General features: G+C 71.3%; 19 protein-coding genes and 1 pseudogene. 6 read left to right on the forward strand and 14 right to left on the reverse strand.

All coding sequences use genetic code 11. The annotated features are described in order from the left end of the window. Positions 1-258: 258 nt before the first annotated feature. Positions 259-1383: a molybdopterin-dependent oxidoreductase gene (locus tag ACFZDC_RS27815; protein WP_391328159.1), complete on the reverse strand. Its 1125-nt coding sequence runs from the start codon at positions 1381-1383 to the stop codon at positions 259-261. A 728-nt stretch (positions 1384-2111) separates the two neighbouring features. On the opposite strand from ACFZDC_RS27815, the gene ACFZDC_RS27820 reads away from it, so the two are divergent. Further along, positions 2112-3803 (forward strand): acetolactate synthase large subunit, encoded by a 1692-nt coding sequence (locus ACFZDC_RS27820; protein ID WP_391328161.1) that lies wholly within the window; start codon positions 2112-2114, stop codon positions 3801-3803. Positions 3804-3955: 152 nt separating this feature from the next. Further along, positions 3956-4975: a zinc-binding alcohol dehydrogenase family protein gene (locus ACFZDC_RS27825; protein WP_391328492.1), complete on the forward strand. Its 1020-nt coding sequence runs from the start codon at positions 3956-3958 to the stop codon at positions 4973-4975. Positions 4976-5014: 39 nt separating this feature from the next. On the opposite strand, the gene ACFZDC_RS27830 is transcribed toward ACFZDC_RS27825, so the two are convergent. The 3 genes from ACFZDC_RS27830 to ACFZDC_RS27840 all read right to left on the reverse strand — a co-directional run bounded on the left by ACFZDC_RS27830 (position 5015) and on the right by ACFZDC_RS27840 (position 6345). Beyond that, positions 5015-5293 (reverse strand): hypothetical protein, encoded by a 279-nt coding sequence (locus ACFZDC_RS27830; RefSeq protein WP_391328163.1) that lies wholly within the window; start codon positions 5291-5293, stop codon positions 5015-5017. A gap of 53 nt (positions 5294-5346) precedes the next feature. Beyond that, on the reverse strand, positions 5347-5919 hold the full coding sequence (locus ACFZDC_RS27835) for a YceI family protein (protein ID WP_391328164.1): 573 nt from the start codon (positions 5917-5919) through the stop codon (positions 5347-5349). 129 nt (positions 5920-6048) lie between these two features. Then, positions 6049-6345, reverse strand: coding sequence for a hypothetical protein (locus tag ACFZDC_RS27840; RefSeq protein ID WP_391328166.1), 297 nt, complete (start codon positions 6343-6345; stop codon positions 6049-6051). Between the two features lie 247 nt (positions 6346-6592). On the opposite strand from ACFZDC_RS27840, the gene ACFZDC_RS27845 reads away from it, so the two are divergent. Next, complete coding sequence (locus ACFZDC_RS27845; RefSeq protein ID WP_391328167.1) at positions 6593-8149, forward strand: site-2 protease family protein; 1557 nt, start codon at positions 6593-6595, stop codon at positions 8147-8149. Positions 8150-8331: 182 nt separating this feature from the next. Here ACFZDC_RS27845 and ACFZDC_RS27850 read toward each other — a convergent pair. The 5 genes and pseudogenes from ACFZDC_RS27850 to ACFZDC_RS27870 all read right to left on the reverse strand — a co-directional run. Then, a pseudogene (locus ACFZDC_RS27850) lies at positions 8332-9186 on the reverse strand (MFS transporter); the annotation flags it as partial. A gap of 15 nt (positions 9187-9201) precedes the next feature. Continuing rightward, entirely contained in the window at positions 9202-10119 is a 918-nt protein-coding gene (locus tag ACFZDC_RS27855; protein ID WP_391328169.1) for a glycosyltransferase, read from the reverse strand. Positions 10120-10231: 112 nt separating this feature from the next. After that, a complete protein-coding gene (locus ACFZDC_RS27860; protein WP_391328171.1) occupies positions 10232-11374 on the reverse strand; it encodes a Gfo/Idh/MocA family oxidoreductase in 1143 nt (380 codons plus the stop codon). Positions 11375-12090: 716 nt separating this feature from the next. Further along, entirely contained in the window at positions 12091-12312 is a 222-nt protein-coding gene (locus tag ACFZDC_RS27865) for a hypothetical protein (RefSeq protein ID WP_391328173.1), read from the reverse strand. 174 nt (positions 12313-12486) lie between these two features. After that, on the reverse strand, positions 12487-13278 hold the full coding sequence (locus tag ACFZDC_RS27870) for an SDR family NAD(P)-dependent oxidoreductase (RefSeq protein ID WP_391328175.1): 792 nt from the start codon (positions 13276-13278) through the stop codon (positions 12487-12489). 133 nt (positions 13279-13411) lie between these two features. On the opposite strand from ACFZDC_RS27870, the gene ACFZDC_RS27875 reads away from it, so the two are divergent. After that, entirely contained in the window at positions 13412-14404 is a 993-nt protein-coding gene (locus ACFZDC_RS27875) for an aldo/keto reductase (protein ID WP_391328177.1), read from the forward strand. 63 nt (positions 14405-14467) lie between these two features. Here ACFZDC_RS27875 and ACFZDC_RS27880 read toward each other — a convergent pair whose 3' ends face one another. Together ACFZDC_RS27880 and ACFZDC_RS27885 are read right to left on the reverse strand one after the other, a co-directional pair. Next, a complete protein-coding gene (locus ACFZDC_RS27880) occupies positions 14468-15727 on the reverse strand; it encodes a D-arabinono-1,4-lactone oxidase (protein ID WP_391328179.1) in 1260 nt (419 codons plus the stop codon). Positions 15728-15797: 70 nt separating this feature from the next. Continuing rightward, a complete protein-coding gene (locus tag ACFZDC_RS27885; RefSeq protein WP_391328181.1) occupies positions 15798-16988 on the reverse strand; it encodes a glycosyltransferase in 1191 nt (396 codons plus the stop codon). A 94-nt stretch (positions 16989-17082) separates the two neighbouring features. On the opposite strand from ACFZDC_RS27885, the gene ACFZDC_RS27890 reads away from it, so the two are divergent. Next, on the forward strand, positions 17083-18348 hold the full coding sequence (locus tag ACFZDC_RS27890) for an MFS transporter (protein WP_391328182.1): 1266 nt from the start codon (positions 17083-17085) through the stop codon (positions 18346-18348). Positions 18349-18782: 434 nt separating this feature from the next. Here the strand turns inward: ACFZDC_RS27890 and ACFZDC_RS27895 are convergent, their stop codons facing one another. From ACFZDC_RS27895 to ACFZDC_RS27905, 3 genes are all read right to left on the reverse strand, one after another. Beyond that, entirely contained in the window at positions 18783-19844 is a 1062-nt protein-coding gene (locus ACFZDC_RS27895) for a polysaccharide deacetylase family protein (protein WP_391328183.1), read from the reverse strand. 28 nt (positions 19845-19872) lie between these two features. Continuing rightward, positions 19873-20685, reverse strand: a complete 813-nt coding sequence (locus tag ACFZDC_RS27900) for a phytanoyl-CoA dioxygenase family protein (protein WP_391328185.1) — start codon at positions 20683-20685, stop codon at positions 19873-19875. A 741-nt stretch (positions 20686-21426) separates the two neighbouring features. Next, positions 21427-21639, reverse strand: a complete 213-nt coding sequence (locus ACFZDC_RS27905; protein WP_391328187.1) for a hypothetical protein — start codon at positions 21637-21639, stop codon at positions 21427-21429. 304 nt (positions 21640-21943) lie between these two features. Between ACFZDC_RS27905 and ACFZDC_RS27910 the strand changes: the two genes are divergently transcribed. Then, positions 21944-23179, forward strand: a complete 1236-nt coding sequence (locus ACFZDC_RS27910; RefSeq protein WP_391328189.1) for a helix-turn-helix domain-containing protein — start codon at positions 21944-21946, stop codon at positions 23177-23179. Positions 23180-23262 lie beyond the last annotated feature (83 nt).

Below are 23262 nucleotides of genomic sequence, written 5' to 3' on the forward strand. Positions count from 1 at the left end.
TTCAGTCGCTCCGAGGCCGGCTTCTCGTCCGATCTCCGGCGTCGCGACCCGCTGGAGGGGGCGGAACCCGATGGCTGTCCGCCACCCGCCATCGGCCCTCCAGTCTTCGAGTGGTGCTCGCAAGTACGGCCACATGCCGCGATGCATGCCGGACAAACAGGACACGTACAAGCTGACACAGGTCAGGTGGACTGTCCGGACCTGAGGTGCAACAGGGTGTCCATCGCCAGCCGAACGGCCGAACCACCGCCTCCGCTGTCATGCGGTGTCGTCGGGGCAGAACACCGGAACGCGCTGGATGAGGTTGTTGGCGAAGCCGCCTCGGTTCCAGGCTTGTTCCAGTGGCTGGGTGTTCCCCGCCCCGTCGTGGGCCCGGGCGCCGAGGACATGGTCGCCGGGGACGGCGAACCACCTGAAGGACCACCGGCGCCAGGCCCAGTGGTGGCCGTGATCCGGTTCGAGCGCGGCCGGCTGCCAGGTCGCGCCGCCGTCCGTACTGACGTCCACCGACGTCACCGGGGCAGCTCCCGACCACGCCCGCCCTTCGAGGAGGACCGGGCCCGGCGCGACCACCCGCGTGCGGGACATGAAGTCGGGGAAGCCGGGCGGAATCACCAGCGCCCGGGGAGCGATACGCGTGACCGGCTCTCCCGCCTCGTCCGGGTCCCGCTTGATCCGGTAGGCGACGGACTGCTGGAAGCCGGTGAAGGGGGTGTCGATGACGGTGATGCCACGCAGCCACTTCACCTGGGTCATCCCGTACCAGCCGGGCACCACCAGGCGCAGTGGCCTGCCGTGCTGGGGCGGCAGGGGTGCGCCGTCCATGGCGTAGGCGACGAGCACCTCGGGCTCGTCGCCCAGGGCGACGCCGACGGGAAGACTGCGCTGGTAGTCCTGCTCGACGCCGCGCTCCACACCGTGATCGGCGCCGGTGAACACGACGTCGACCGCGTCGGACGCGACACCGGCCTCCTCCAGCAGCAGGCGCAGGGGCACCCCTGTCCACTCCGCCGTGCCCACCGCTTCGAGCAGCCACGGCTGGCTCACCGGCCTCGGCACCAGCAGGGCCCTGCCGTTGCCGGCGCACTCCAGGGTCACCCGCGTGGTGAGCGGAGGGTAGGTGCGCAGGTCGGCGGTCGAGAGTGTCAGCGCGTGCCGCACGCTTCCGCCCACTGTCAGCTGCCAGGTGGCTTCGTCCGGCACGTGGGGGATGTCGTAGTGCGTGAGGACGTAGTGCAGGCCCGGCGGGGTCACGTCGTAGCGCATGGCTTCCAACGGCAGACCGTGATTCCGGGCGGCCAGTGCCAGTTCGTCCTGCCCCAGGCCCTCACCTGCCGCGGCCAGGCGGCCGGGAGTGCTCACGTCGGTGAGTCGACGCCCCATGCTCCGATTATTCGCTTCCGCCACTGATCGCGCATCGGCAGTGGGACACCTGGCCCGGCCTGGCGCGCGGCGTTCGGTGTGACCGGTCGCCCGGTGCGCGACTGGGTCGAGGTGGCGGGCCAAGCCGTCTCAGAGGCCCGAGTGCCCGGCGCCGCAGAGGCCCAGGGGCCTCGCAGGAGCCCAGGCGCTCGGCGCCGCAAAGGACCAGGCACGTCGCAGAAGCCCAGGCGCTCGGCACCGCAAAGGCCCAGGCCCGTCGCAGAAGCCCAGGCACTCGGCACCACAAAGGCCCAGGCGCATCGCAGAAGCCCAGGCACTCGGCACCACAAAGGCCCAGGCGCATCGCAGAAGCCCAGGCGCTCGGCGCCGCAAAGGACCAGGCGCATCGCAGAAGCCCAGGCCCGTCGCAGAAGCCCAGGCACTCGGCACCACAAAGGCCCAGGCGCGTCGCAGAGGCCCAGGTGATCGGCTGGCCGAGCGACGAGCGCCGCGCCTTCGCAGTGAGTCTGCCGCCAAAGCGGGATCCCGTCGCGGCGCGAACCCTGCCGGCCGGCCGAAGCCCCATCGCCGCATCGGGCTCGAGAGCCTGACACGAGGGCACCGCGTCGGCAGGCTGCCGAGTGACTCACGCCGGGCGATCACGGTGGCCGCCCGGCCTCCACCACGGGCCGCCCCGACCAGCGGCCGATGAATGGCCCGGAAGGGCAGGGCATGCCTACGTTCGTCCCATGGGAATCGACAGCGCGACCGAGTCGCGGAACACGGCAGCCGTGGAGGACGTGGCGCATCTGTTGGTGCGCTGTCTGCGGGCCGAGGGCGTGGAGTACGTCTTCGGGATCCCGGGCGAGGAGAACATCCGGTTCGTCGACGCGCTGGACGGCTCCGGGATCCGCTATGTCCTGGTGCGTCACGAGCAGGCGGCCTCGTTCATGGCGGAGGTCTACGGACGGCTGACCGGCCGGGCCGGGGTGTGCTCGGCGACGCTGGGGCCCGGCGCGATCAATCTGCTGCTCGGCACCGCGGACGCGACGACCAACAGCGCGCCGATGGTGGCCCTGGCCGCCCAGGGCTCCCTGCGCCGCACCCACAAGGAGTCGCACCAGGTCATCGACCTGGTGTCCATGTTCGCTCCCGTCACCCAGTGGTCGGCGCGCGTCGAGTGTCCGGACGCGGTGCCGGAGATGACGCGCAAGGCGTTCAAGACCGCGCAGAGCGAGCGCCCCGGCGCGGTGTTCCTGGCGGTGCCGGAGGACATCGAAGCCGCACGCCCCGCCGAGCCACTCGGACCGCTGCAGATCGACATGGTGCACGCGGACGCGCCGTCCTCCTCCCAGATCGCCCGGGCCGCCGAGGTACTCTCCGCCGCCCGGCATCCCGTCGTGCTGGCGGGCCACGGCGCCGCCAGGGCCGGGGCCTCGGCCGCCCTCGTACGCTTCGCCGAACGGCTGAACATCCCGGTCGCGACCACATTCCACGGCAAGGGCGTCTTCCCCGACGACCACCCCAACGCCCTCGGTGCGGTCGGGTTCATGCGTCACGACTACGGCAACTTCGGTTTTGACGCAGCCGACGTGCTGGTCTGCGTGGGCTACGAGATCCAGGAGTTCGACCCAGTCAAGATCAACCCGAACAGCGACAAGCGGATCCTTCACGTGCACCGTTTCCCCGCCGAGGTGGACGCCCACTACCCGGTCGCGGTGGGCGTCGCGGGCGACCTGTCGCAGGCGCTGGACGCCCTTTCGGCAGCGCTGCCCGACGGGCTCACCTTCGCATCGTCGAGCAGCGAGAAGATCCGTACGCTGCTCGACGAGGAACTCCAGTACGGACGCGACAGCGACGCCTTTCCCCTGGTGCCTCAGCGCGTGGTGACCGACGTCCGCACCGCACTGGACCGTCACGACATCGTGCTCGCCGACACCGGCGCGGGAAAGATGTGGATGTCCCGCCTCTACCCGGCCTACGAACCGGACACCTGTCTGGTCTCCAACGGCCTGTCCACCATGGGGTTCGCGCTGCCCGGCGCCATCGCCGCCAAGCTCGCCCGGCCGGACCGGCGCGTCCTGGCGATGATGGGCGACGGCTCGTTCCTGATGAACTCCCAGGAACTGGAGACGGCCGTCCGTGAACGCGTCCCGCTGACGGTGCTCGTCCTGGTGGACGAGGAGTACGGTCTGATCACGTGGAAGATGGAACTGGAACTCGGCCGCCACAGCCACACCCGGTTCACCAACCCGGACCTGGTCGCCTACGCCGAGAGCTTCGGCGCCCGCGGCTACGCGATCGAGACCGCCGACCAACTGCTGCCCGTCCTGCGCCGTGCCCTCGACGACGACGCGGTCTCCGTGATCGCCTGCCCCGTCGACTACTCCGAGAACCTGCGCCTGACCGACAGGCTGGGCAATCTCAGCGGGCCGTTCTGACGCGTTGTCACGCCGGCGCCTGCCCCTGACAGCAGCCGGAGGAGAGGCTTTGCACGCGGTAGACGGCTCACGGCACCGGCGCTGTCGCGGGGTACGGAGGAGGGCCGATCTCGAAGGAGGTGGCGCGCGTGGCTCCGTGGATTCCGAAGACGATGCGGGCATGGGTGGCCCCCGCCGGCCGTCCGGGAAGGATCGAGGGCGCCGAGTTGCCCGTCCCGGCGCCGGCCCCGGACGAACTGCTGGTCCGGGTGCACGCCTGCGGGGTGTGCCGGACCGACCTCCACGTACGCGACGGCGACCTGGCGCCCCATCTGGAGCAGGTCGTGCCGGGCCACGAGGCCGTCGGCGAGGTCGTCGCGGTCGGCCCTCGGGTCACCGCGCCCTCGGTCGGCGCCAGGGTCGGCATCCCCTGGCTGCGCAACACCTGCGGAACATGCCGCCACTGCGCCCGGGGCCAGGAGAACCTGTGCCCCTCCTCCGCCTACACCGGCTGGGACGCCCACGGCGGCTACGCCCAGTACGCGGTCGTGCCCGCGGGCTACGCCTACCGGCTGCCCGCCGGATACACGGCCGAGGAACTGGCCCCGCTGCTGTGCGCCGGCATCATCGGCTACCGGGCCCTGCGCCGCGCCGAGCTGCCCGACGGCGGACGTCTCGGCATCTACGGGTTCGGCGCGTCCGCCCACCTCACCGCGCAGCTCGCGATCGCGCGGGGCGCCGTCGTCCACGTCCTCACCCGCTCGCCCACCGCCCAGGCGCTCGCCCTGGAACTCGGGGCCGCCTCCGCGGGCGATGCGCAGGCCGGACCACCCGAACCACTCGACGCGGCGATCCTCTTCGCCCCCGTCGGCAGCCTGGTACCGCTCGCTCTGGAAGCGCTGGAGCGCGGCGGCACGCTGTCCATCGCCGGCATCCACCTGTCCGACATCCCCTCCCTCGACTACGACCGGCACCTCTTCCGCGAACGGACCCTCCGCAGCGTCACCGCCAACACCCGGCAGGACGGCCGCGAGTTCCTTGCCGCAGCGGCGGCGCACCGGCTGAGACCGACACTGACCGTGTACGACCTGGCGCGTGCCGACAGGGCCTTGGACGACCTTGCCGGCGGCCGGATCAACGGAGCCGCAGTCCTGCGCATCGACCCGCAACAGGGTGGAGGAACGGACATCTGAGCACGGGGAGGACGCATGCCGGGGCGGTCGGCGCGCCGGTCAGATCTCCATCACGGCATCGCAGTCGGGGCAGACCGCGGAGGCGTGCTCCTCGGGATACCACGGCGTCCCAGGGTTCTCGGAGGGCTTCCGGCCGGTCCTCTCCATGGCGAAGGTGTCCTTGCCGCAGAGGGTCCGCGGTCCGGTCGCGGTGGGCGATCCCGGGGCGGTGGGCGCCGCGTGCACGCGGCGGACGGGCCGTACTTCACCGGGCTCACCGCGCGATATGCGCGTGGCCGCAACCCTGTCGACCTCGTAAACGACGACGATCTCGCCCATACCTCCACGATAGACGTCCGTACGCCCGGGCGACCGCGGCAGCCGGCGTCCGGCTACCGGGGCCCGTCTGCCGATTCGAGCCGGACCACCTCGAACTCCACCCGGACGTCGTCGGCCAGCCGCAGCGCGCCCAGGAACGCGGTGTACGGCTTGATTCCCCAGGTGGACTGCGTGACGGTCGCCCAGCCGCGCAGCGGCCCGTCCCCGTTCCCCTTCCCGTGGACCGTCACCGGGTGGGTCCGGCCCTTGACCGTGAGGTCCCCGGTGATCTCGAAGGACTGCGGCGTTCCCGTGATGCGGGTGGAACGGAAGGTGATCGTGGGGTGCTCCGCGGTGTGCAGCAGAGCCCTGTCCGCCAGGGTCCGTTCGATCTCGGCCCGGTCGGCATCGGTGAGCGCCTTCAGCCCACCCGTCGCCTCGCGGACCTTCAACGAGCCCGTCTCGACCGTCACCCGCACCGACGACCGGTCCGGGTCGCCGACGGCCACCACCGCCTCCCCGGACCATCGCAGGGCCTCGATCGTGAGGTCGTGCCCCGCCTTGCGGCCCAGCCCGGCACGGCCTGTCTTGATCTGGAGGCGGCCGGTCGGGGGCCCGAGCCGATACGTTCCGTCTGTCAGTGCCACGGCGCCGAGGGTAGGGGACGCGTGCGGCCCGGCCGTCGAGGCTGCCTGGTCGGCGTGTCCGCGTTGCGGCCCCGCCCGGTGCCCCTGCCGCACCGGTCACGCGGGTGAGGCACGGGTGGCCGCGGGTGGCTACGACTGGGGGATGCCGAGTTCACGGCCCCGGTAGAAGGCTTCCCGCTCCTCGACGACATACGGGGCCATGTGGGCACGGCGCTCGGCCTCCGACTCGGAGGCCCGATAGGTGTCGCATGTCGTCCTGGAGTCCCAGAACGACACCCCGGTGATCTCCTGCCCGTCCTCGGACCAGTACGCGAAGGCCCGGCGCAGCCCCGGCGGCTGGGCGGCGGGGCGCCATGCCCTCTCGAACTCCGCCAAGGTGCCCGGCCGCAGACGGCGCGTGGTTGTCCAGACGAAGTGCTCCTGCATCACGGCCTCCTCAACAACGCCGTTCCCGCCTGCCTCTGCTTCTCGGACCACGGTAGGCGCGATGCACCGGTTCCGCCTGCGTGGCGATCGGGGCGCTGCCGGGGAGCCCTGGCCCGTTTCCGGCCCGCATCGGACTGGTGTCGTCTGCCGTTTCCGGTCGTCGGGGCCGGTGGCGGACCATGGAAGGGGGCGGAGGGCGGTTCGCCGGTTCGGGTGGCCGCGGCGTGTCCGGTCGGCGGTGATGGCGATGAAGGGTTCGGTCCGCGTCGGGAGTGTGCGGGGGGTGGCGGTGTGGGCGCACTGGAGTGTGCCGTTGATCATGCTGTTCTTCGCGTACGGTCTGGCCCACCGGACACTGCCCGGGTACGCGCCGGGCCTGGCGCCGGTGGTGTACGCGGTCGCCGGAGTCGTCGGCGCCCTGCTGTTGCTGGTGAGCTTGGTGGTGCATGAGGCGGCACATGCGCTGACGGCTCGCAGGGCCGGGATACCCGTGCGGGACGTGACGCTGTGGGCGCTCGGCGGACTGACCCGGATGGACCGGCCGACGACGGCACGGACGGCGTTCGCGGTCGCCGTCAGCGGGCCGCTCGCCAGCCTGCTGCTCGGGGGTGTCGGACTGGGCGCGGCGGCCGGGGCGGAGGCGGCGCTGGGCCGGCAGATTCCGGTCGCCGTACTGGGCTGGCTCGGTGGTATGAACCTGCTCCTGGGCGTCTTCAACCTGCTGCCCGCCACGCCGCTGGACGGGGGCCGGGTGCTCCAGGCGGTGCTGTGGTGGCGTACGGGGGACCGCGAACGGGCCCAGCGGGCAGCCGGGCGCAGCGGTCAGGTGCTGGGCGTCGCTCTCGGCGCCGTAGGCTGGCTGGCGTTCGTGAGGGGGGTGCCGGGCGGCTTGTGGCTGACGGTCATCGGCCTGTTCGTGGCGGGCGCCGCGGCGGCCGAACGACGGTGGGCCGAGCTGTCCATGAACCTGCGCGGCGTGCGGGTGGCGGAGGCGATGACCACTCCGGTGGTCGCCGGTCCCGACTGGATGACCGTGGACCGCTTCCTGACCGAGGTGGCCGCCGGTGCCGGGCATTCGGTCCTGCCGGTGCTGGACTTCGACGGCCGCCCCAGCGGTGTCGTACGGCTGCGCCGGCTGGCCGCCGTACCCTCCGGGCAGCGGGATGCGCTGCGGGTACGGGACCTGGCCACCCCGCTGTCGCAGTGCACGCTCGCCGCGTCCGACGAGTTGCTGAACTCCGTTCTGGAGCGTCTCGGCACAGGGGGCGGCCTGCCCATCCTGGTCATGGACGGCGGCCACCTCGACGGCATCGTCACCGCGCACGACATCGACCGGTCCCGCCGTGCCCCACGGCGTCCGTTAGCTCCCGGCCGCCCCGGCCGACACCGGGACGGCGTCCGGCCCCTCCGCCTTCCACGCACTGCCTCCAGCGGGGAGGCTGATCCGGAGACCCCCACTCACGCACCACACCGGCGTCCTCGACCGCACCCCCGCATCGCCGTCGAGCTCGCCGAACAGCGGCTCACCCGCGCCGAGTCGGTCCTGTACCACGGCACCGAACGCGACGGCGGCGGAGTCCGCCGAGTCGCCCGAGGAGCCGCGTGGGCACCGCCTGCGGGGATCGCGATCCGGTATCAGGCCTTGCTCCGGACCTCTCCGACGGCGGGGGCCCATGAGGCGATGGTGCGCGATGCGGTCGCGACGGCCAGCATGAGCAGCACCAGCAGGCCCAGCGCCCTCGGCAGGCCCAGCGCGTGGGACAGCAGCCCGATGATCGGGGGCCCGGTGAGCAGACCGGCGTAGCCCAGCGTCGCGACGGCGGCGACCGCACTGCCCGTGCTCTCGGGGAACAGGTTTCCCACCGCCTTGAACATCTGGGGCATCACGCAGGCGAGGCCCGCCCCGAAGGCACCGAAACCCACGAGTGCCGCCGTGCCCCGTCCACTGAGCAGGCCGGCGGACAGCCCCACGCTCGCCAGCAGCGCGGAGCAGGTGACCAGGCGCATGGCGCCGAGCGAGGCCGCCAGGAAGTCCGCGACGAGCCGGCCGGCCGCCATGGTGATGGAGAAGACCATGAAGCCGGCCGGGGCGAGCGCGGCGGGCAGCGACACGTCCTCTCTCAGATAGACCCCGCTCCAGTCGGCGATGGCCCCCTCGGCGAGCAGGCACGCGAAGCAGCACGCGCCGAGCAGGAGGATGCGGCGGTCGAGCCCTCCCGTACGTCGCCCCGCCGCCGGTGGCGAAGGGGAGGACGGCGAGGTGACGGTGAGTTGCCCTCCGCGACCGCAGACCCATGCGCCTGCGGCCAGCGAGGCGGCCAGTACGGGGAAGGACAGGGCCGGTCCGATGCCGAGGCGCACGGCCAGGCCGCCCAGCGCGGATCCGAGGAGGCCGCCGATGCTGTAGACGGCGTGGAAGGAGGTAATGATCTGCCGTCCGTAGGCCCGGTCCACCGCGACGGCCTGAGCGTTCATCGACACGTTGTACGCGCCTCCCGCGATGCCGAAGAGCAGCAGTGAGGCCATGAGGACGACCAGGTTCGGCGCCAGGCCCGGCCCGACGAGACCGAACGCCACGCCGAGCGAAGCCCATCTGCTGATGGTGTCCGCGCCCAGCCGGTCGACGACGCGCCCGACCGACGCGAGCCCCGCCACCGTGCCCATCGCGGCGACCAGCAGGGCGGCCCCCAGGAGCCCGTCGCTGAGTTCCAGCCGTGCCTTGATGTCGGGGATGCGGGCCACCCAGGAGGAGAAGGCGACGCCGTTGACGAAGAAGTAGCCCGCGACCGACCGGCGTGCGCGGCTGAGGTGCTTGGCGGGTGACGATGGCTGCGGTGTCATGAGGAGGCGGGCTGGCTACCGGACGCCGACCTGGTCGATCGTGCTCAGTATCTCCTGGGCCACACCGTGCTGGCCCTCCCTCTCCATGGTGACTGCCAGACGCCGTAGAAAGGCGCTCTTCAGGGCGTTCACCTCGTCGGGCCGGATGGTCTGCCGCTGAAGGGATATGGAGATCGCTTCGAGGAATCCGTCGGTGTCGACCTCGGCCTTGCGCCGGTAGTAGTCCGCGCCGATGCGGCTGCGGTCGGACGATCCCGCCACGCCCTGCGGCACACGGTACAGACAGGGAATGGACGGCAGGTAGGCAACCGACGTGCCTCCTGCGGACATCCGGAACCAGGCATGCGCGTCCTCGGAGGCGCGCACGTGCGGGAAAGCGTGGCTGAGGGCCAGTTCGGTGCGCACCGAGACCGTCGACGTCAGCGTGGTGTAACCCGTGTCGACGCCCATGCGGATCCACGCGTCCGGCCCCTCGACCGGGTCCTCCCGGTGCGACTCGATGATTTCCAGCAGCGACGGCGTGAGGCGGGCGGGCGGGACGGAGGCGCCGAGTTCGTCGATGACGGAGAACGTCGAATACACGAAATCCACATCGGCGCGCTCGTCGAAGGTTCGGCGGGTCACCTCCAGTCGCCGAGGATGAGCGATGTCATCGGCGTCCTGGAACAGAACGAAAGGCGAACCGTGTTCCCAGGCCCACTGGACGCCCACATTGCGGCAGAATCCCTGACCGCGGTTCACATTCTGCTGCAGGACGACCGTGCGGTCCGGGTGGAGGTCCTGTAACGCCCGCAGCCGTTCCCGGTCCTCCGTTCGCGGCGAGGCGTCGTCGATGATGACAAGTTGCCAGTCCTGGTCGGTCTGCCGGTGCAGGCTCTGCAGAGTCTGCGTCAGGTACGTGTCCGCACCGGCCGCGTCTGCGTAGTGCGGCATGACGAATGTCGCAGTTGTCGGAGAAGCCATTCCCTCTGCCTCATCTTTCGCCGAAAGTCCGGTACTGCACGGTGCAGATCCTGGATGTCCTACCGTCCGCCGCACGCGGTGGTCACAGGGCCCAAGGCATCGGCTCCAGGTCGTCGAACTTCGAACTGATCACCGTGCGGCCACCGTCGGACGGATGGCCGATCGCCAGGACGATCTCCAGGACGTGAAGGGCGTGCCTGGCCGAGAGCAGCGGAGTCGCCCCGTCATCGAGGAGAGCGGCGCCCACGTCGGCGACACCGCGCGCGAAGTCCATGTCGTGGGTGTCGTGATACCGGAACCGGTAGTCGGCGGGCCGTACGAGAGGGACCACTTGGGGCTCGGTCAGGTAATGGTGCGCCGAGTCGCCGTCCGCGACCCGCTTGCGCAGGGCCACTTCGGCACCGTAGTCCCAGCATTCCGAGGTGGACAGCACACCCCCGTCACCGACGATCTGCAGGGTGTGGTTCTCGGGGGCCACCGTGCTGCACGTGAGACGGGCCACGACACCCGAGTGAAAGGTGATGCAGGCGGATGTGAAATCGGCCGCCCAGGCGTGCGGCCGTTGGTCCTCCAGCTTTTCCGGTTGCAGGAGAGCGGCGAAGGACACGACCTCCGCCGCCGGGCCGAAGAACGCGGTCAGCCAGGTCAGGTAGTACCCGGCGTGTTCGAGCGTGGGGCCGACCCGGAACTCGTCGGCGTACGGCCAGGGGGCACCTGACGGGCTGATCCAGTTCTTGTAGGGCATCTGGTGGACGGCCCCGTCATCGAGCTCCGCGTACACCAGGCGCGGTCGGCCGATGGCATCCTGTCGCAGGGCCCGCCACAGCGTCTGGGCCGTCTCCCCGAGCAGGGAACACGGCGCGGAGGAGAGGATGAGGCCACGCTCTTCGGCCAGTTCCACCAGTTCCTTGGCCTGCTCCCACTCCTGTGCGAAAGGCTTCTCCGAATAGACGTGCTTGCCCGCCTCCAGAGCGCGGCGGGACACGTCGTAGTGGCTGTGCGGATTGGTGAGATTGACGACGATGTCGACGGACTCGTCGCTGAGCAGTTCCCCTAAGGACGCGTAGGACGGCACACCGTGGTGCGCCGAGAACTTCCTCGCTCGTTCGGCATCGATGTCATGGACACCTATGAGCCGAATGTCTGGGTAATTGGGAAGGGTGGCCATGTAGAAATCGGCCACGTATCCGCAGCCCACGAGCGCGATACCGACGGTGCGAGTCAACGTACTCCCCCATGACGCCTGCCGGGATGATTCCTCCCGGCCGTGCAGAACGAAAGACAATCCAACTGTGCGCGAGAAGTCTCGCCAATGAAGATCATGCAACCGTGCATGACTCGTTCCGGTCAACGCCGGTATCCGGTGGAAAGGTACTTGTCAGCCCCGGGAAAACACCCCCCAATCACCCGTTTCGGGACCGTTCACTCCGGGGGGTGGGGCGACGGGGGGAGCCGGGGGCCTGCCCGTCGTCGGCCGGTGGCACCAGGCGCGTTGGGATTCCGTGGCGCGTCACGAAAGGGCGGTCGCCGCCCGGCAGCACGGCTGCCGAGAGTTGGCGTGAAGTTGCCGTCCGCTTTGCCGGGTCTTGCCGAGAAGTTGCCTGTAGTCGACCGGCACTTTCCGGGTGCTCCGCCGACCGGTTGCGCGCCCGGAAACCAGTCACCTCGCCGCAGCGGGTTCGTCGAGTATGGCGGCGGTGGCCGTGGCGCATTCGGCCGGCTCCCGCTTCGGCCATGTCCGGCATGGCGTCGAGACTGCGCACGCCTCCGGCGGCTTTGGCACCCATGGTGGGCGGCACGTGAGAGCGAATCAGCCGGACGTCCGTCAGGGGCGCTCCCTTCGGGGCGAAACCCGTAGACGTCTTCACCCCGTAGACGTCTTCACCAAGTGCGCGCCGGCCGGTTCCGCCGGGGCGCAGCCCCGGATCTTCTCCCGGTCCGTCAGACGGGAGTTCTCCAGGACGACTTTGACGAGTCCTCCCCGAGCGGCCTCGACGCGGCCTCGATGTCGGCGGCCACGTATGCGTCGTCCCCCGCCCGGAGCCGGCCGACGTCGATGACCATGTCGAATTCCGCGGCCCCGTCCGCCAGCGCTCTGCCCGTCTCCGCGGCCTCGACCGAGGTGGCGGACCGACCGCACAGGAAGCCGGTCACCGTCCCCACGGCAACCCCGCTCCCGCTCAGCTCCGTCGCCGCCGACGCGACGTCGGCGGGTCTGACGCAGACGGACGCCACCGCGTAACGGCCTGCTCCGCGACACCGAGGCCGCCCGTACCCGGGAGGGAGGCTCTCGTGCGGCCGTCCGTCATGGTGGCTGCCTCCGTGGGTGGTGGGGTGTCAGCGGGAGGCCCGCTGGGCCTCGATCACCTGCTGGACGGCCGGGTTGTCCCCGACACGCCGCTGGGACCGAGCCGCGAAGTCCGGGAACTGGACGGCCACGGCACAGCGCAGCCGCAGCTCGAGCGGCGCGACATTGATCTCGCCCCGGTTCTCCTCGACCGCGCGAACGACGGCGGCGGCCACCTCGTCCGGGGAGACCGTGCGCACGCCGCTCGGCACCTCTGCGCCGGTCGCGGCGAACATGCCCGCCTCGCGCACGAAGCCGGGCTGCACGAGGGAGACGCCGACGCCGCTGCCGTGGAGGTCCACGCGCAGGCTGTGGGCGAAGCCGCGCAGGCCGAACTTGGATGCCGTGTAGAGGGAGGAGTACGGGGTCGCGGCCTTGCCGGACATGGAGCCGACGAAGGCGAGATGGCCGCGGCGCCGCGCGACCATGCGGGGGGCGAGCAGCCGGGACAGCAGCACGGGCGAGGTCAGGTTCACGGTGAGGGCGCGCTCGATCTGCGCGGGCGTGTAGTCGAGGAGGTCGCCGCTGGCGGGCAGGGCCGCGTTGGCCACCAGCACGTCGACGTCAGGGCACTGCTCGGCGAGCCGGGCCACGGCGCCGGGGTCCGAGAGGTCCGCGACCACCGGCCGGGCACCGACCTCCGCGGCCAGGATCTCGAGTGTCTCGGGCTGCCGCCCGGTCACCACCAGCGTGGCGTCCGAGCGGGCCAGCCGGCGCGCCAGGGCACGTCCGATACCCCCCGTCGCGCCGGTGAGCAGAACTGTCGCTCCAGCGATACGCATGGACGCGGCCTCCTTGGTCCGGGTTTCCGACGAACCTTGCCAACAAGGCAACGCTACCCATTGCGAGTTGGCAAATCAATTGCCAGAATGATGGCAAGTATCGACGGCAACGACCCTCGGAAAGGTGGTACCCGTGGAGCAGCGGGAAATCGGCAGGCTGGGGCGGAGCGTCTCGACGGTCGGGCTCGGCACCTGGCAACTGGGCGCCGACTGGGGCGCGGTGGACGAGGACGAGGCCCTGGCCGTCCTCGGTGCCGCCGTGGACTCGGGCGTGACGTTCCTCGACACGGCGGACGTCTACGGCGACGGCCGCAGCGAACGGCTCATCGGCTCGTTCCTGCGGCAGTTGGGCCCCGCGCGCGCCGCCGGCATCCTCGTGGCGACGAAGATGGGGCGGCGTGCCGCCCAGCACCCGTCCGAGTTCACTCTGGACAACTTCCGTAGGTGGACCGACCGTTCACGGGCCAACCTGGGCGTGGAAACCCTCGACCTGGTCCAGCTGCACTGCCCGCCCACACCCGTGTTCTCCGCGCAGGAGGTGTACGACGCCCTGGACGTGCTGGTCGACGAAGGGCGTGTGGCCGCGTACGGGGTGAGCGTGGAGACCTGCGAGGAGGCGCTCACCGCCATCGCCCGGCCCCATGTGGCCAGCGTGCAGATCATCCTCAACGCCTTCCGGCGCAAACCCCTCGAGCGTGTCCTGCCGGCGGCCCGCGCGGCCGGCGTGGGCATCATCGCCCGAGTCCCGCTGGCCTCGGGGTTGCTGTCCGGGCGGTACCGTCGTGACACGGTCTTCGCGGCCGACGACCACCGCACCTACAACCGCCGCGGCGAGTCGTTCGACGTCGGCGAGACGTTCTCGGGCGTGGAGTACGAGGTGGGCGTCGAGGCGGCCGCAGAGTTCGCCGCTCTGGTGCCCGACGGCATGACCCCGGCACAGGCCGCGCTGCGCTGGGTCGTTCAGCAACCGGGAGTCAGCTCGGTGATCCCCGGCGCGCGCACGCCGCGACAGGCCCGCGCCAACTCGGAGGCGGCACGGCTGCCCGAGCTGCCCGAGCCGACCTTGAAGGCGATCGAGGACTTGTACGACCGCCGGATCAGGACTCTGGTGCACGACCGCTGGTGACGGCGCCCTCGCACGGCTGTGGCCCACGGTGTGTCACCGTGGGCCACAGCCGTGCGGAGGACGTCACACGGCACCGAGGAGCTCGTCCGTGAAGTCGTTGCGGAACTTGCCGGCAGGGTCGTACGCGCGGGTCAGTCGCCCGAAGGCACCCGCCTGTTCGTACAGCGCGGCCAGGTCCCGCGGGGCGAGTGCGGTCAGCTTGCCCCAGTGCGGCCGGGCACCGAGCGGCATCAGCGCCTCCTCGACCGCGGCGATCAGCGACCGGACGCGGTCCGGGTCCTTGACCCAGGTGAAGTGGAAGGTGACGGAGTCCCTGCCGTGGGCCGGACTCAGCCACAGGTCGTCCGCGCGCACCGTGCGCACCTCCGCGATGTGCAGGGCCGGTGCGAGGCGCTGTCCCAGGTCTCGCAGCGCGCCGATCGCGGCGGGGGCCGCGGCGCGGGGCAGGTAGTACTCGGACTGCAGCTCCTCGCCCGCTCCCGGGGTCAGCTCGGGCCTGAAGTGCGGCAGGCGCTCGCACCAGGGGCCCGGCACGTCGAGCTGCTGCGTGCTGAACTCCGGCGGCATGCCGGGTACCGGGTTCATCGGCCGCTCGGCAGGGCGGCCGCCGCTCCAGCCGTTGCCCGGCCGGTCCGTTCTGCGCTTGAGCCAGACGTCGGCCTCGTCATGGCCCCAGTCGGTGAACACGCTGACGCTGCAGGCCGCGCCGGACACCGCGTCGAAGTCCGCCGCCACCTCGTCGAGCGGCACCGCGACACGCACGCGCTGCGCCATCTCGTAGCTCGGCTCGATGTCGAGGGTCAGCCGGGTGACGACTCCGAGTGCGCCGAGCGCCACCACCGAGCCCGGGAACACGTCCAGGTCGGTGTCCCGGCTCAGCTCGATCAGGTCGCCTTCCGGACCGATCAGTTGCAGCGCCCGGACGGAAGCGGACAGACAGCGTTGTGTGTCACCGGAGCCGTGGGTACCGGTGGCCACGCTGCCCGCCACGGAGATGTGCGGCAGCGAGGCCAGGTTGGACAGGGCCCAACCGGAGCGCTCGAGCGCGGCGATGACGTCCGCGTAGCGCAGGCCGGCGGAGACGGTGACCGCCGAGGCCGCCGTGTCGAGCTCGATCGCCTGCGGGAGGCCGTCCAGGCGGACCAGGTCCCCCCGGGTGTCGGCGACGGCGCTGAAGGAATGGCCGCTGCCGACGGCGCGTATGCGTTCACTGTTCGCGACGAGCCGCCGCAGCTCGTCGACACTCCGCGGCCGGTGCCATCGGGCGGCCGAGAACACGAGATTGCCGGCCCAGTTGGTGGCCGTCTCCAGCAAAATGGACATGATCACTCCGATCCGCAGACGTCGTGAAACCGGACGGGGCCCGCCGCGGCGGCCCATCGCAGGGTGGTGCTCAGCGCCCGGCCCCGCCCAGGGAGGCCGACACCTTCACGGCGACCCGCTCCGCCTCGCGGAGGACGGCGTCGCGGTACCGGTCGTCCAGCTCCGCGACCGGCGGCAGGACGTGACACTCGTCGATGCCGTCGTCCGCGTAGGGCAACGCGAAACCGGCCAGCGGCAGCACGGTCAGCCGGGCGTGGGCGTCGAACAGGGCAGCGACCTCGGGGGCGGGCGTCCGCGTCGAGTGGTCGACGGCCGCTCCGACGACCAGCAGGCTCCTGCCGCCCGCCGCCCCGAGGACGGTGCCCGGGGCGTAGCCGGCGTCCATTCCCGCCGCGGCCGCGTCCAGTTCGCGACGGACGTCGGGCAGGATCCGGTCCGTCTCGAGCCAGCCGAAGGCGAGGGCGAGTTCCAGTTCCAGACGGGGCCACTTGGCCAGGTAGTAGCGGTTGTTGCGGTGTGCCGTGCGCCCGTTGTCCTTGACGCTGCGCCGATGCGGCAGGTGGATGCCGTACACCTCCTGGCCGAGCACGAGGGGTGTGCCGGTCAGGGCGACGCGCAGGGCCCACTCCTGGTCCTCGGGGCCCCAGCCCTGGAAGCCCTCGTCGTAGGTGAGTCCGTGCTGCCCGACCACCGCCGTCGGGACGGCCACGAGGGCGCCACGGGCGTAGACCCAGGGAAAGCGACTGAACGCGGACACGTGCTGGGCGTTCCAGCGTTCGTCCATGACGACGTGTTCCTGCGCCTCGAGCCCCGCGAGGACCTCCCGGTAGTGGCTGAACGGGGCGAGTTCGACCTGCTCGACGTCCGTCTCGACCACGTCGTCGTAACCGATCATCTGCCCGATGACGCATACGTTCTGACCGTGCGCGTAGTACCGCTCGTAGAGGTTCTCGAGGAACCGGGAAGGCAGCACCATGTCCGCGTCCAGCATGAGCGTCACCTGGCCGCGGGCCTGGCGCAGGGCGAGGTTCCTGGCCCGGCAGATGTTCCAGTCGTCAGCGGAGAGGGTCGAGACGATGGTGAGCCGGTCGGTGAACTCCCCGCACAGGGAGACGAACTCCGGGGAGTACTCCATCGCGCCGATGAGGACCTCGAACCGGGAGCGGTCCATCGTCTGTTCGGCCAGGGCCGACAGGACAAGCCGGATGTTGTCCAGTCGCTGCTTGTAGGGAATCACGATGCTGAACCTCACTTCATCCATGCCATGAGTGTGACCCCATGTTGCCTATCTTGGCAACCATGTGACTGAATGGTCGGCGAGCTTTCCCGTGACGAGACGACGAGGCGGAGGGGCCATGGCAGAAGCAGAGAAGAGCGTGACCGGACAGGGCGCGGTGCGGAGCGGACCCGGCGTGCGAGACCGCGCCGCGCCGGAACTGGGCCGGATCCGCTGGGCGTCGATGGCGCCGTTCTTCCTGACGGGATTCGTCTTCGCGAGCTACTTCGTGCGGATTCCGTTGTGGAAGTCCCGCTTCTCGCTGTCCGAGGGCGAGTTGGGCCTGCTGCTGATGGTGCCCATTGTCACGGGTCTACTGGCCATGCAGGCGACTGGCGGCCTGGTGGGGCGATGTGGCAGTGCGCCCGTCGTGCGCGTGGCCGCGCTCGCGCTGCCGCTGTCGCTCGTTGCCTTCGTCCCGGCGACCTCGGCGCACTCCCTCGTGTGGTTCGGCCTCACGCTCGCCCTGTTCGGCGCGGCCGACGGCCTCATCGACGTCTCCATGAACGCCCACGCCATCGCGGTGGAGAAGGAGACCGGACGGCACGTCATGAACGGTTGCCACGCGGCCTGGAGCATCGGCTCCGCCGTGGGTTCCCTGCTCGGTGGCGCCGCGCTGAAGGCCGGTTACTCGCTCACCGCGCACTACGCGGCCGTGGGGGCGGCCATGGTCGCGCTCACCCTGACCGCGGGGCGGCACCTGCTGCCGGCCCGGGTCGACCGCATCGGGCGGCGTGCCGCGGACCGGAAGGAGGCCGGCGCCGCGTCGGGGTCCCGCTCCGGCGTCTGGGCCGGATGGTCCACCCGGCTGCTGCTGCTCGGCCTGACGGGCACGGTCGTCCTGGTGTGCAGCGGCGTCGTCGGCAACTGGGGCGGTATCTACCTCCACGACGTACTCGGCGCCTCACTCGCCACCGCCTCCCTCGGTTACATCGCCTACAGCGCCTGCGAGGCGGGCGCCAGGCTGGTGGGCGACCGGTTGCACGAGCGGTACGGCGCGCGGGTCCTGGTCCGCTGGGGCGGCGGTGTCGCCGTCCTCGGCCTCGCCGTCGTGGTGCTCGCCCCGGGTCCGGTGACCGCCGTCGCGGGCTTCGCGCTGTTCGGCCTCGGGCTGTCCGTACTCGTGCCGGTCATCTTCAGCGCGGTGGGGCACGGGGGCGAGGACCTGGGCGCGGCGAGCGCGGCGGACGCCCTCGCCAAGGTCAACACCATGACGTACAGCGGCCTGTTGATCGGTCCGGTTCTCGTCGGCTGGTGCGCGGGCGGCCTCGGACTCCGCACGACCCTCTGCGGACTGCTGGTCCTGCTGGCCGCGGCCCTCGGGGCGGGACTCAGGAAGCTCTGAACGCCACGCGCGCGGCGGAACGCCGTTGGCGAGATCGAGGGCCCCGTGACGAGGGCCGTACGGCCCCACCCGCTGTGGCGACGGCGCTCCCGCGGCGGCAAGGCGGTCGCCGTCTTCTTGCCGGGTTCGCTCGTTGCGGCGGGGCGCAGTCGGCGGGGCTTGCAGGGGAGACCGCGCGGGCGGCGCCGGCGGTGTTCCCGCAGGAGCGCCGTCGGTGGGACGCCTCCCCGGCTCGGCCCGGCCGGAAGGACGGTCGTTTCCCCTCCGGCGGGTCACCGGCCGGTCCCTCGCCTTCCGGCCGCACGCAGTGCACACGCAGCACTCCGCCCCGCTGGAACCCGACCAGCGGGGCGGAATCGGCGCGGTTCCCCCGGAGGCTGCCTCGGTGGGCCGGAAGCCGCAGCCCACCGAGGCGGCCGACGAGCGGCGCCCGGTCAGACGACGGACGTCGCGGACGGTGCCGGCTGCTCGACGCGGGGTGCCATCTCGTCCACCAGCGTGAAACGGTAGCCGCGTTCGAGCAGGCCCTCGATCACGGCGGGCAGTGCGGCCACGGTCTGCGAGCGGTCGCCGCCGCCGTCGTGCAGCAGGACGATGGAGCCCGGCGCCACCTGCTCGAGCACGACACGGGCGACCGCGTCCGCACCGGGCATCGACCAGTCGTCGGGCACCACGTCCCACAGTGCGGTCGTCAGGCCGGACTCGGCGAGCCAGCCGAGGACTTCCGGGGTGCGCGAGCCGTACGGCGGCCGGAACAGCGTCGGCGCGGGGCCACCGGACGCCTCGGCGATGGCCTCCTGGGTGCGTTCGATCTGCTCGGTGAGCTGGGACCGCGTCAGCTCGGGCAGGAACGGATGCGACCAGGTGTGGTTGCCGAGCCCGTGTCCCCGCTCGCGCATCCGCGTCAGGATGCCCGGATGGGCAGACGCGTTCATGCCGACGCAGAAGAACGTCGCCGGCACGTCGTAGCCGTCGAGGACGTCCAGGATTCGTTCGGTGTTCCCGGGCTGCGGCCCGTCGTCGAAGGTGAGCGCGACCTCCTTGCGGTCACGGCCGCCGTGGCTCACCAGGTGTCCCGCGGCGGTCAGCTCGGCCACCTCGGACGTCGTGCTCGCGATCCATGCCTCCAGCTCAGGCTCACGACCGGTCTGGGTGCCTCGGGTGCGTTCGAGGCGGGCCAGAGCGGAGGGGGTGCGCAGCGCGGCCCGTGCGATCACCTCGGCCGGGACCGAGCCGAACCGTGGCCGCGGGGGCAGCAGGCGCGCGTCCGCGCGGTACACCGCGAGGCCCGCGGCCATCATGCGGCCGTCGAGTATCCCGTTGGTGCTCTCCACCACGGTCACCAGCCGCTCCCGGCCCAGGCCACGCAGGTGGCCGATCAGGTCCGTCACCCGTCCACCGCCGAACCGGGCCCGGGGAGCGGCGGGCCTGCCGGCCTCGTCGACCACCGCGACCTCGAATCCGCCGGCGTCCCAGGCGATTCCCGCATACAACATGGGTTCCTCCGGTACTCGTGACGGTGGCTCAGGCCGGCCTGACGTACTCCGAGAAGTGGCGCTCCGCGAACAGCTCCGGCCAGGTGCCGCGGTCGAGGCCGAGCGCCCGCGCGCGGCGCAGCATGTGACGCCAGTACGGCTTCACCGGCGGCCATTGGGGACCGACCTGGCAGTACGAGGCGTCGACGAAGTAGCGGTCCTTGCCGCGCTTGCCGCCGGACAGGGCTCGGCGGGCGTGGAACAGAGCGGAGTGCACGACGACGGTGGAGCCGGCCGGCAGGTGGTCGATCACGACTTCGCCGGGCACTTCCTGGGTGTCCAGGTGTGCTCGGGCGTCCTTCTCGGCCACTTCGCGGTGGGAACCGGGCAGCACGACGAGGGAGGACGTGCCGGCATCGAGCCCGTCCAGGTAGTGCAGCGTGTGGATCATGGTGTGGGCACGATCGGTCTGTGGCCGCTGCTCGTAGTCGTGGTGCCAGGCCTTGCCGGGCAGGTCGGGCTTCTGGCGGTCGCTGTGCAGGTGGTGGAAGACGAAGTCGGAGCCCATCAACTGGCTGAGCGCGTCCATCAGCGGCTCGTACGCGACGAGTTCGCCGTGCGCGGCCAGCTCCAGTTCCATGACGGGCGGCAGGCCGTGGGCGTCGGGGTCGGCGGTGCAGGCGATCGACTTCGCCCGCAGCCCCTGGTCGACCCAGTGGTCCGCCTCGCTGCGAAGTCGTGATGCCAGCTCCTCGGGCAGGAAACCGGGCAGGATCAGGTAGCCGAGCCGGGCGAAGGTGTCGATCTGCTCGGCGCTCAGGCTCATCCCCCGCGCGAGGGGGAGAGTGACGTGCGGAGTCATGAGAAACGCGCTCCATTCCAGGGTTGACGTACGGGGTGATCGGGTGCGGAGCCGGTCCCGGGGCGCGGCCCCGAGGACCCGGGCGCCCGGTGGCGGTGAACGGGCACGGGGTGCACGCTCACGGCCCACGGGCACGCGGTGAGGCGGCGCTCGGTCAGGACGCGGTACGCGCGACAGGGGCCGTGTCCGACACGGCCGCCCGGGCGCGAGTTGTGCCTGCCATACGGTCCGGACGGGACCTCGCCGCCGCACCGGCCGCCGAGCCGGTGCGCGGTCCGCGCGCGGCTGTCGGCCGGCAACGGTGCCGGGGGAACCAGGGGCAACCGCCCTGCGGAGGAAGGACGACGGCGCACCCGTGACGGGAGGCAGCTGCGGGAGTGGGCCCGCCGAGAACGGACGGACGAACCCGAGCCGCTCCTCGGCCGCGCGAGGCCGCCGTCGAGGGCCTGGGCCCGGTGAGCGGCCTGCGGGCAGCGCGGCCCTGCGGGCCCGCACAGGGCAGGCTCTCGTGGCGGTGCGCCGCGGAGTGGGGCGAGACCCGTTCACGGGGGCGCGCGGAAGCCGGCCCGGCCAGGTGACCCGGCCCGGTCCGGCAGCGCGGGTGGAGGGGGCGTGGCGGACCCGTCACGCCATCGGGTCGGGCAGGCGGGGTCGGCCCCGGAGGGGCGACGCGCTACCGCACCCCGGGAAAGCGAGCTGCGGTACTGCCCCTTACGGGAAGCGAGCTCCTGCCCGGGGGGGTTACGGCCAGTCGATGCCGTCGTTGCCTGCACTGGCAGAGGCGGCCGCGCTCTGCTGAGCCGGCCAGTCAATCCCAGTGCTCTGGACGCTGGCAGAGATGGACGCGCCCTCCTTGTGCGGCCAGTCAATGTCCCCTTGCACAACGGTCGAGAGGACGCCCAGTGTGAGGACGGAGAAGGCGGCGGCGGACGCGGTGCGAAGGCGCTTGCGCATGTCTGCTCCTGTAGAGAAGGCACAGGTGAAGAGGGGATTCGTGGGCCGACGGCCCGAAGTGATGTCCAATGTATCGGGCGCGAACAAACTCTGGCAACTGTTTGCCTCAAATCGGCAACTCGGTGCCAGACACGCGCTGGTGAGCCGCCGATGTATGGGCAAACCGGGAGGGCAACCTACTTGCCGGGGCGGTTCAGCTGTCGCTAAACTCCTACGTAATCAGGAGCTTGGGCTACTCACCGACAGCCGCGGGGGAGGTCGAGCCACGCACCTGTCACCACACACTGTGAATAGTGAGATTCATATGCTGGAACAGCCGACCTTCGGACGACGCCTCAAAGAGCTCCGGCTGGAGCGCGGTCTCTCGCAGGCCGCTCTTGCAGGCAGGGAAATCTCCACCGGATACCTGTCACGTCTGGAATCGGGCGCACGGCAGCCCACAGAGCGCGTGGTCACCTACCTTGCCCAGGTTCTGGGGGTCGACCGGTCCGCCTTCGACACCCCGCCGAGCGGCGGCTCCCTTGCCCAGGCCCTGTCCATCGCGAGCTCCACGGACGACGACGAGGGGATCGAGACCCTCATCGCCGTGCTCGGCCAGGTTCGCGAGGAGACACCGTTTCTGCGCTGGCAGGCCCTGTGGCTGATCTCCCAGTACTGGCACCGCCGCGGCGAGCGGGGCAAGGAGCAGGCATGCCTGGCGGAGCTGGGCAAGGTCGCCGACGAACTCGCCCTTCCCGAGCTGCAGTGCAGGGCCGGCTTCCAGCTCGCCCGTTCCCTGAGGGCGACCGGTGACGTGACCCGGGCACTGGGCATCGCGGTCAACGCATACCAACTGGCCAAGAGCGCCGGTCTTTCCGTCACCGACACCGGAAGCGCGCTGCTCACCCTCGTCTCCGTGGAGGCCGAGGCGGGCCGGCTGCCCGATGCCCGGGCCCATGTCGACGAACTGGTCCAGCTCGTGGAGGGGCGGTCCGACCCGCTGGCCGCCCAGGCCCTGTGGTCGGCCGCCACCGTACGGTCCCGGCAGGGTGACCACGAGGTCGCGCGGAACTATCTCGAGCGGGCCATGAAGGAGCTGGACAGCAGCGTCGATCTGACCCTGTGGGCGCGGCTGCGGCTGGCCGCCGCCTCCCTGAACCTGCAGAGCACGTCGCCGCAGATCGACCGCGCCCGGGAATGCCTCCAGGAGGCGGCCAGCGCCCTCGCGCTGGTCGGCACGCCGGTGCTGCGCCAGGAACTGCTCACCCTGCAGACGCAGCTCGCGTTCGAGGAGGGCCGGTACACGGACGCGCGGGCGCTGCACGACCAACTCCACCAGAGCGAGCTGCTCCTCACCTATCGGGACCAGGTCAGGCTGCACATCCTCGACAGCCGCCTGATGCTCACGGAGGGCCGCGAGGAGGAGGGCATCCGCCGGCTCAAGGAACTGGGCGAGCAGGCCGGGCAGCAGTCCAACATCGACCTGGCCGCCGAGATCTGGCGCATACTGGCCGAATCCCTGGAGGGCGTCAGCCAGTCGCGGCAGGGCGCCAAGTCCTGACGGGCCCGGCTGCCGACAGCGCGGGTACGGCGCCGCCGCGAGCCCGACCACCGAGGTGGGCCACACCGGCGGCGGCCGTCCGG

Origin of the sequence: Streptomyces sp. NPDC007905, from assembly GCF_042959345.1 — a bacterium.
In the GTDB taxonomy this organism is placed as follows: domain Bacteria; phylum Actinomycetota; class Actinomycetes; order Streptomycetales; family Streptomycetaceae; genus Streptomyces.

What these genes read in the sequence shown, in the direction of transcription:
- ACFZDC_RS27815 (WP_391328159.1), bottom strand. Translation starts at nt 1,383, where the DNA reads ATGGGGCGTCGACTCACCGACGTGAGCACTCCCGGCCGCCTGGCCGCG.
- ACFZDC_RS27820 (WP_391328161.1), top strand. Translation starts at nt 2,112, where the DNA reads ATGGGAATCGACAGCGCGACCGAGTCGCGGAACACGGCAGCCGTGGAG.
- ACFZDC_RS27825 (WP_391328492.1), top strand. Translation starts at nt 3,956, where the DNA reads ATGCGGGCATGGGTGGCCCCCGCCGGCCGTCCGGGAAGGATCGAGGGC.
- ACFZDC_RS27830 (WP_391328163.1), bottom strand. Translation starts at nt 5,293, where the DNA reads ATGGGCGAGATCGTCGTCGTTTACGAGGTCGACAGGGTTGCGGCCACG.
- ACFZDC_RS27840 (WP_391328166.1), bottom strand. Translation starts at nt 6,345, where the DNA reads ATGCAGGAGCACTTCGTCTGGACAACCACGCGCCGTCTGCGGCCGGGC.
- ACFZDC_RS27845 (WP_391328167.1), top strand. Translation starts at nt 6,593, where the DNA reads ATGAAGGGTTCGGTCCGCGTCGGGAGTGTGCGGGGGGTGGCGGTGTGG.
- ACFZDC_RS27855 (WP_391328169.1), bottom strand. Translation starts at nt 10,119, where the DNA reads ATGCCGCACTACGCAGACGCGGCCGGTGCGGACACGTACCTGACGCAG.
- ACFZDC_RS27870 (WP_391328175.1), bottom strand. Translation starts at nt 13,278, where the DNA reads ATGCGTATCGCTGGAGCGACAGTTCTGCTCACCGGCGCGACGGGGGGT.
- ACFZDC_RS27880 (WP_391328179.1), bottom strand. Translation starts at nt 15,727, where the DNA reads ATGTCCATTTTGCTGGAGACGGCCACCAACTGGGCCGGCAATCTCGTG.
- ACFZDC_RS27885 (WP_391328181.1), bottom strand. Translation starts at nt 16,988, where the DNA reads ATGGATGAAGTGAGGTTCAGCATCGTGATTCCCTACAAGCAGCGACTG.
- ACFZDC_RS27890 (WP_391328182.1), top strand. Translation starts at nt 17,083, where the DNA reads ATGGCAGAAGCAGAGAAGAGCGTGACCGGACAGGGCGCGGTGCGGAGC.
- ACFZDC_RS27895 (WP_391328183.1), bottom strand. Translation starts at nt 19,844, where the DNA reads ATGTTGTATGCGGGAATCGCCTGGGACGCCGGCGGATTCGAGGTCGCG.
- ACFZDC_RS27900 (WP_391328185.1), bottom strand. Translation starts at nt 20,685, where the DNA reads ATGACTCCGCACGTCACTCTCCCCCTCGCGCGGGGGATGAGCCTGAGC.
- ACFZDC_RS27905 (WP_391328187.1), bottom strand. Translation starts at nt 21,639, where the DNA reads ATGCGCAAGCGCCTTCGCACCGCGTCCGCCGCCGCCTTCTCCGTCCTC.
- ACFZDC_RS27910 (WP_391328189.1), top strand. Translation starts at nt 21,944, where the DNA reads ATGCTGGAACAGCCGACCTTCGGACGACGCCTCAAAGAGCTCCGGCTG.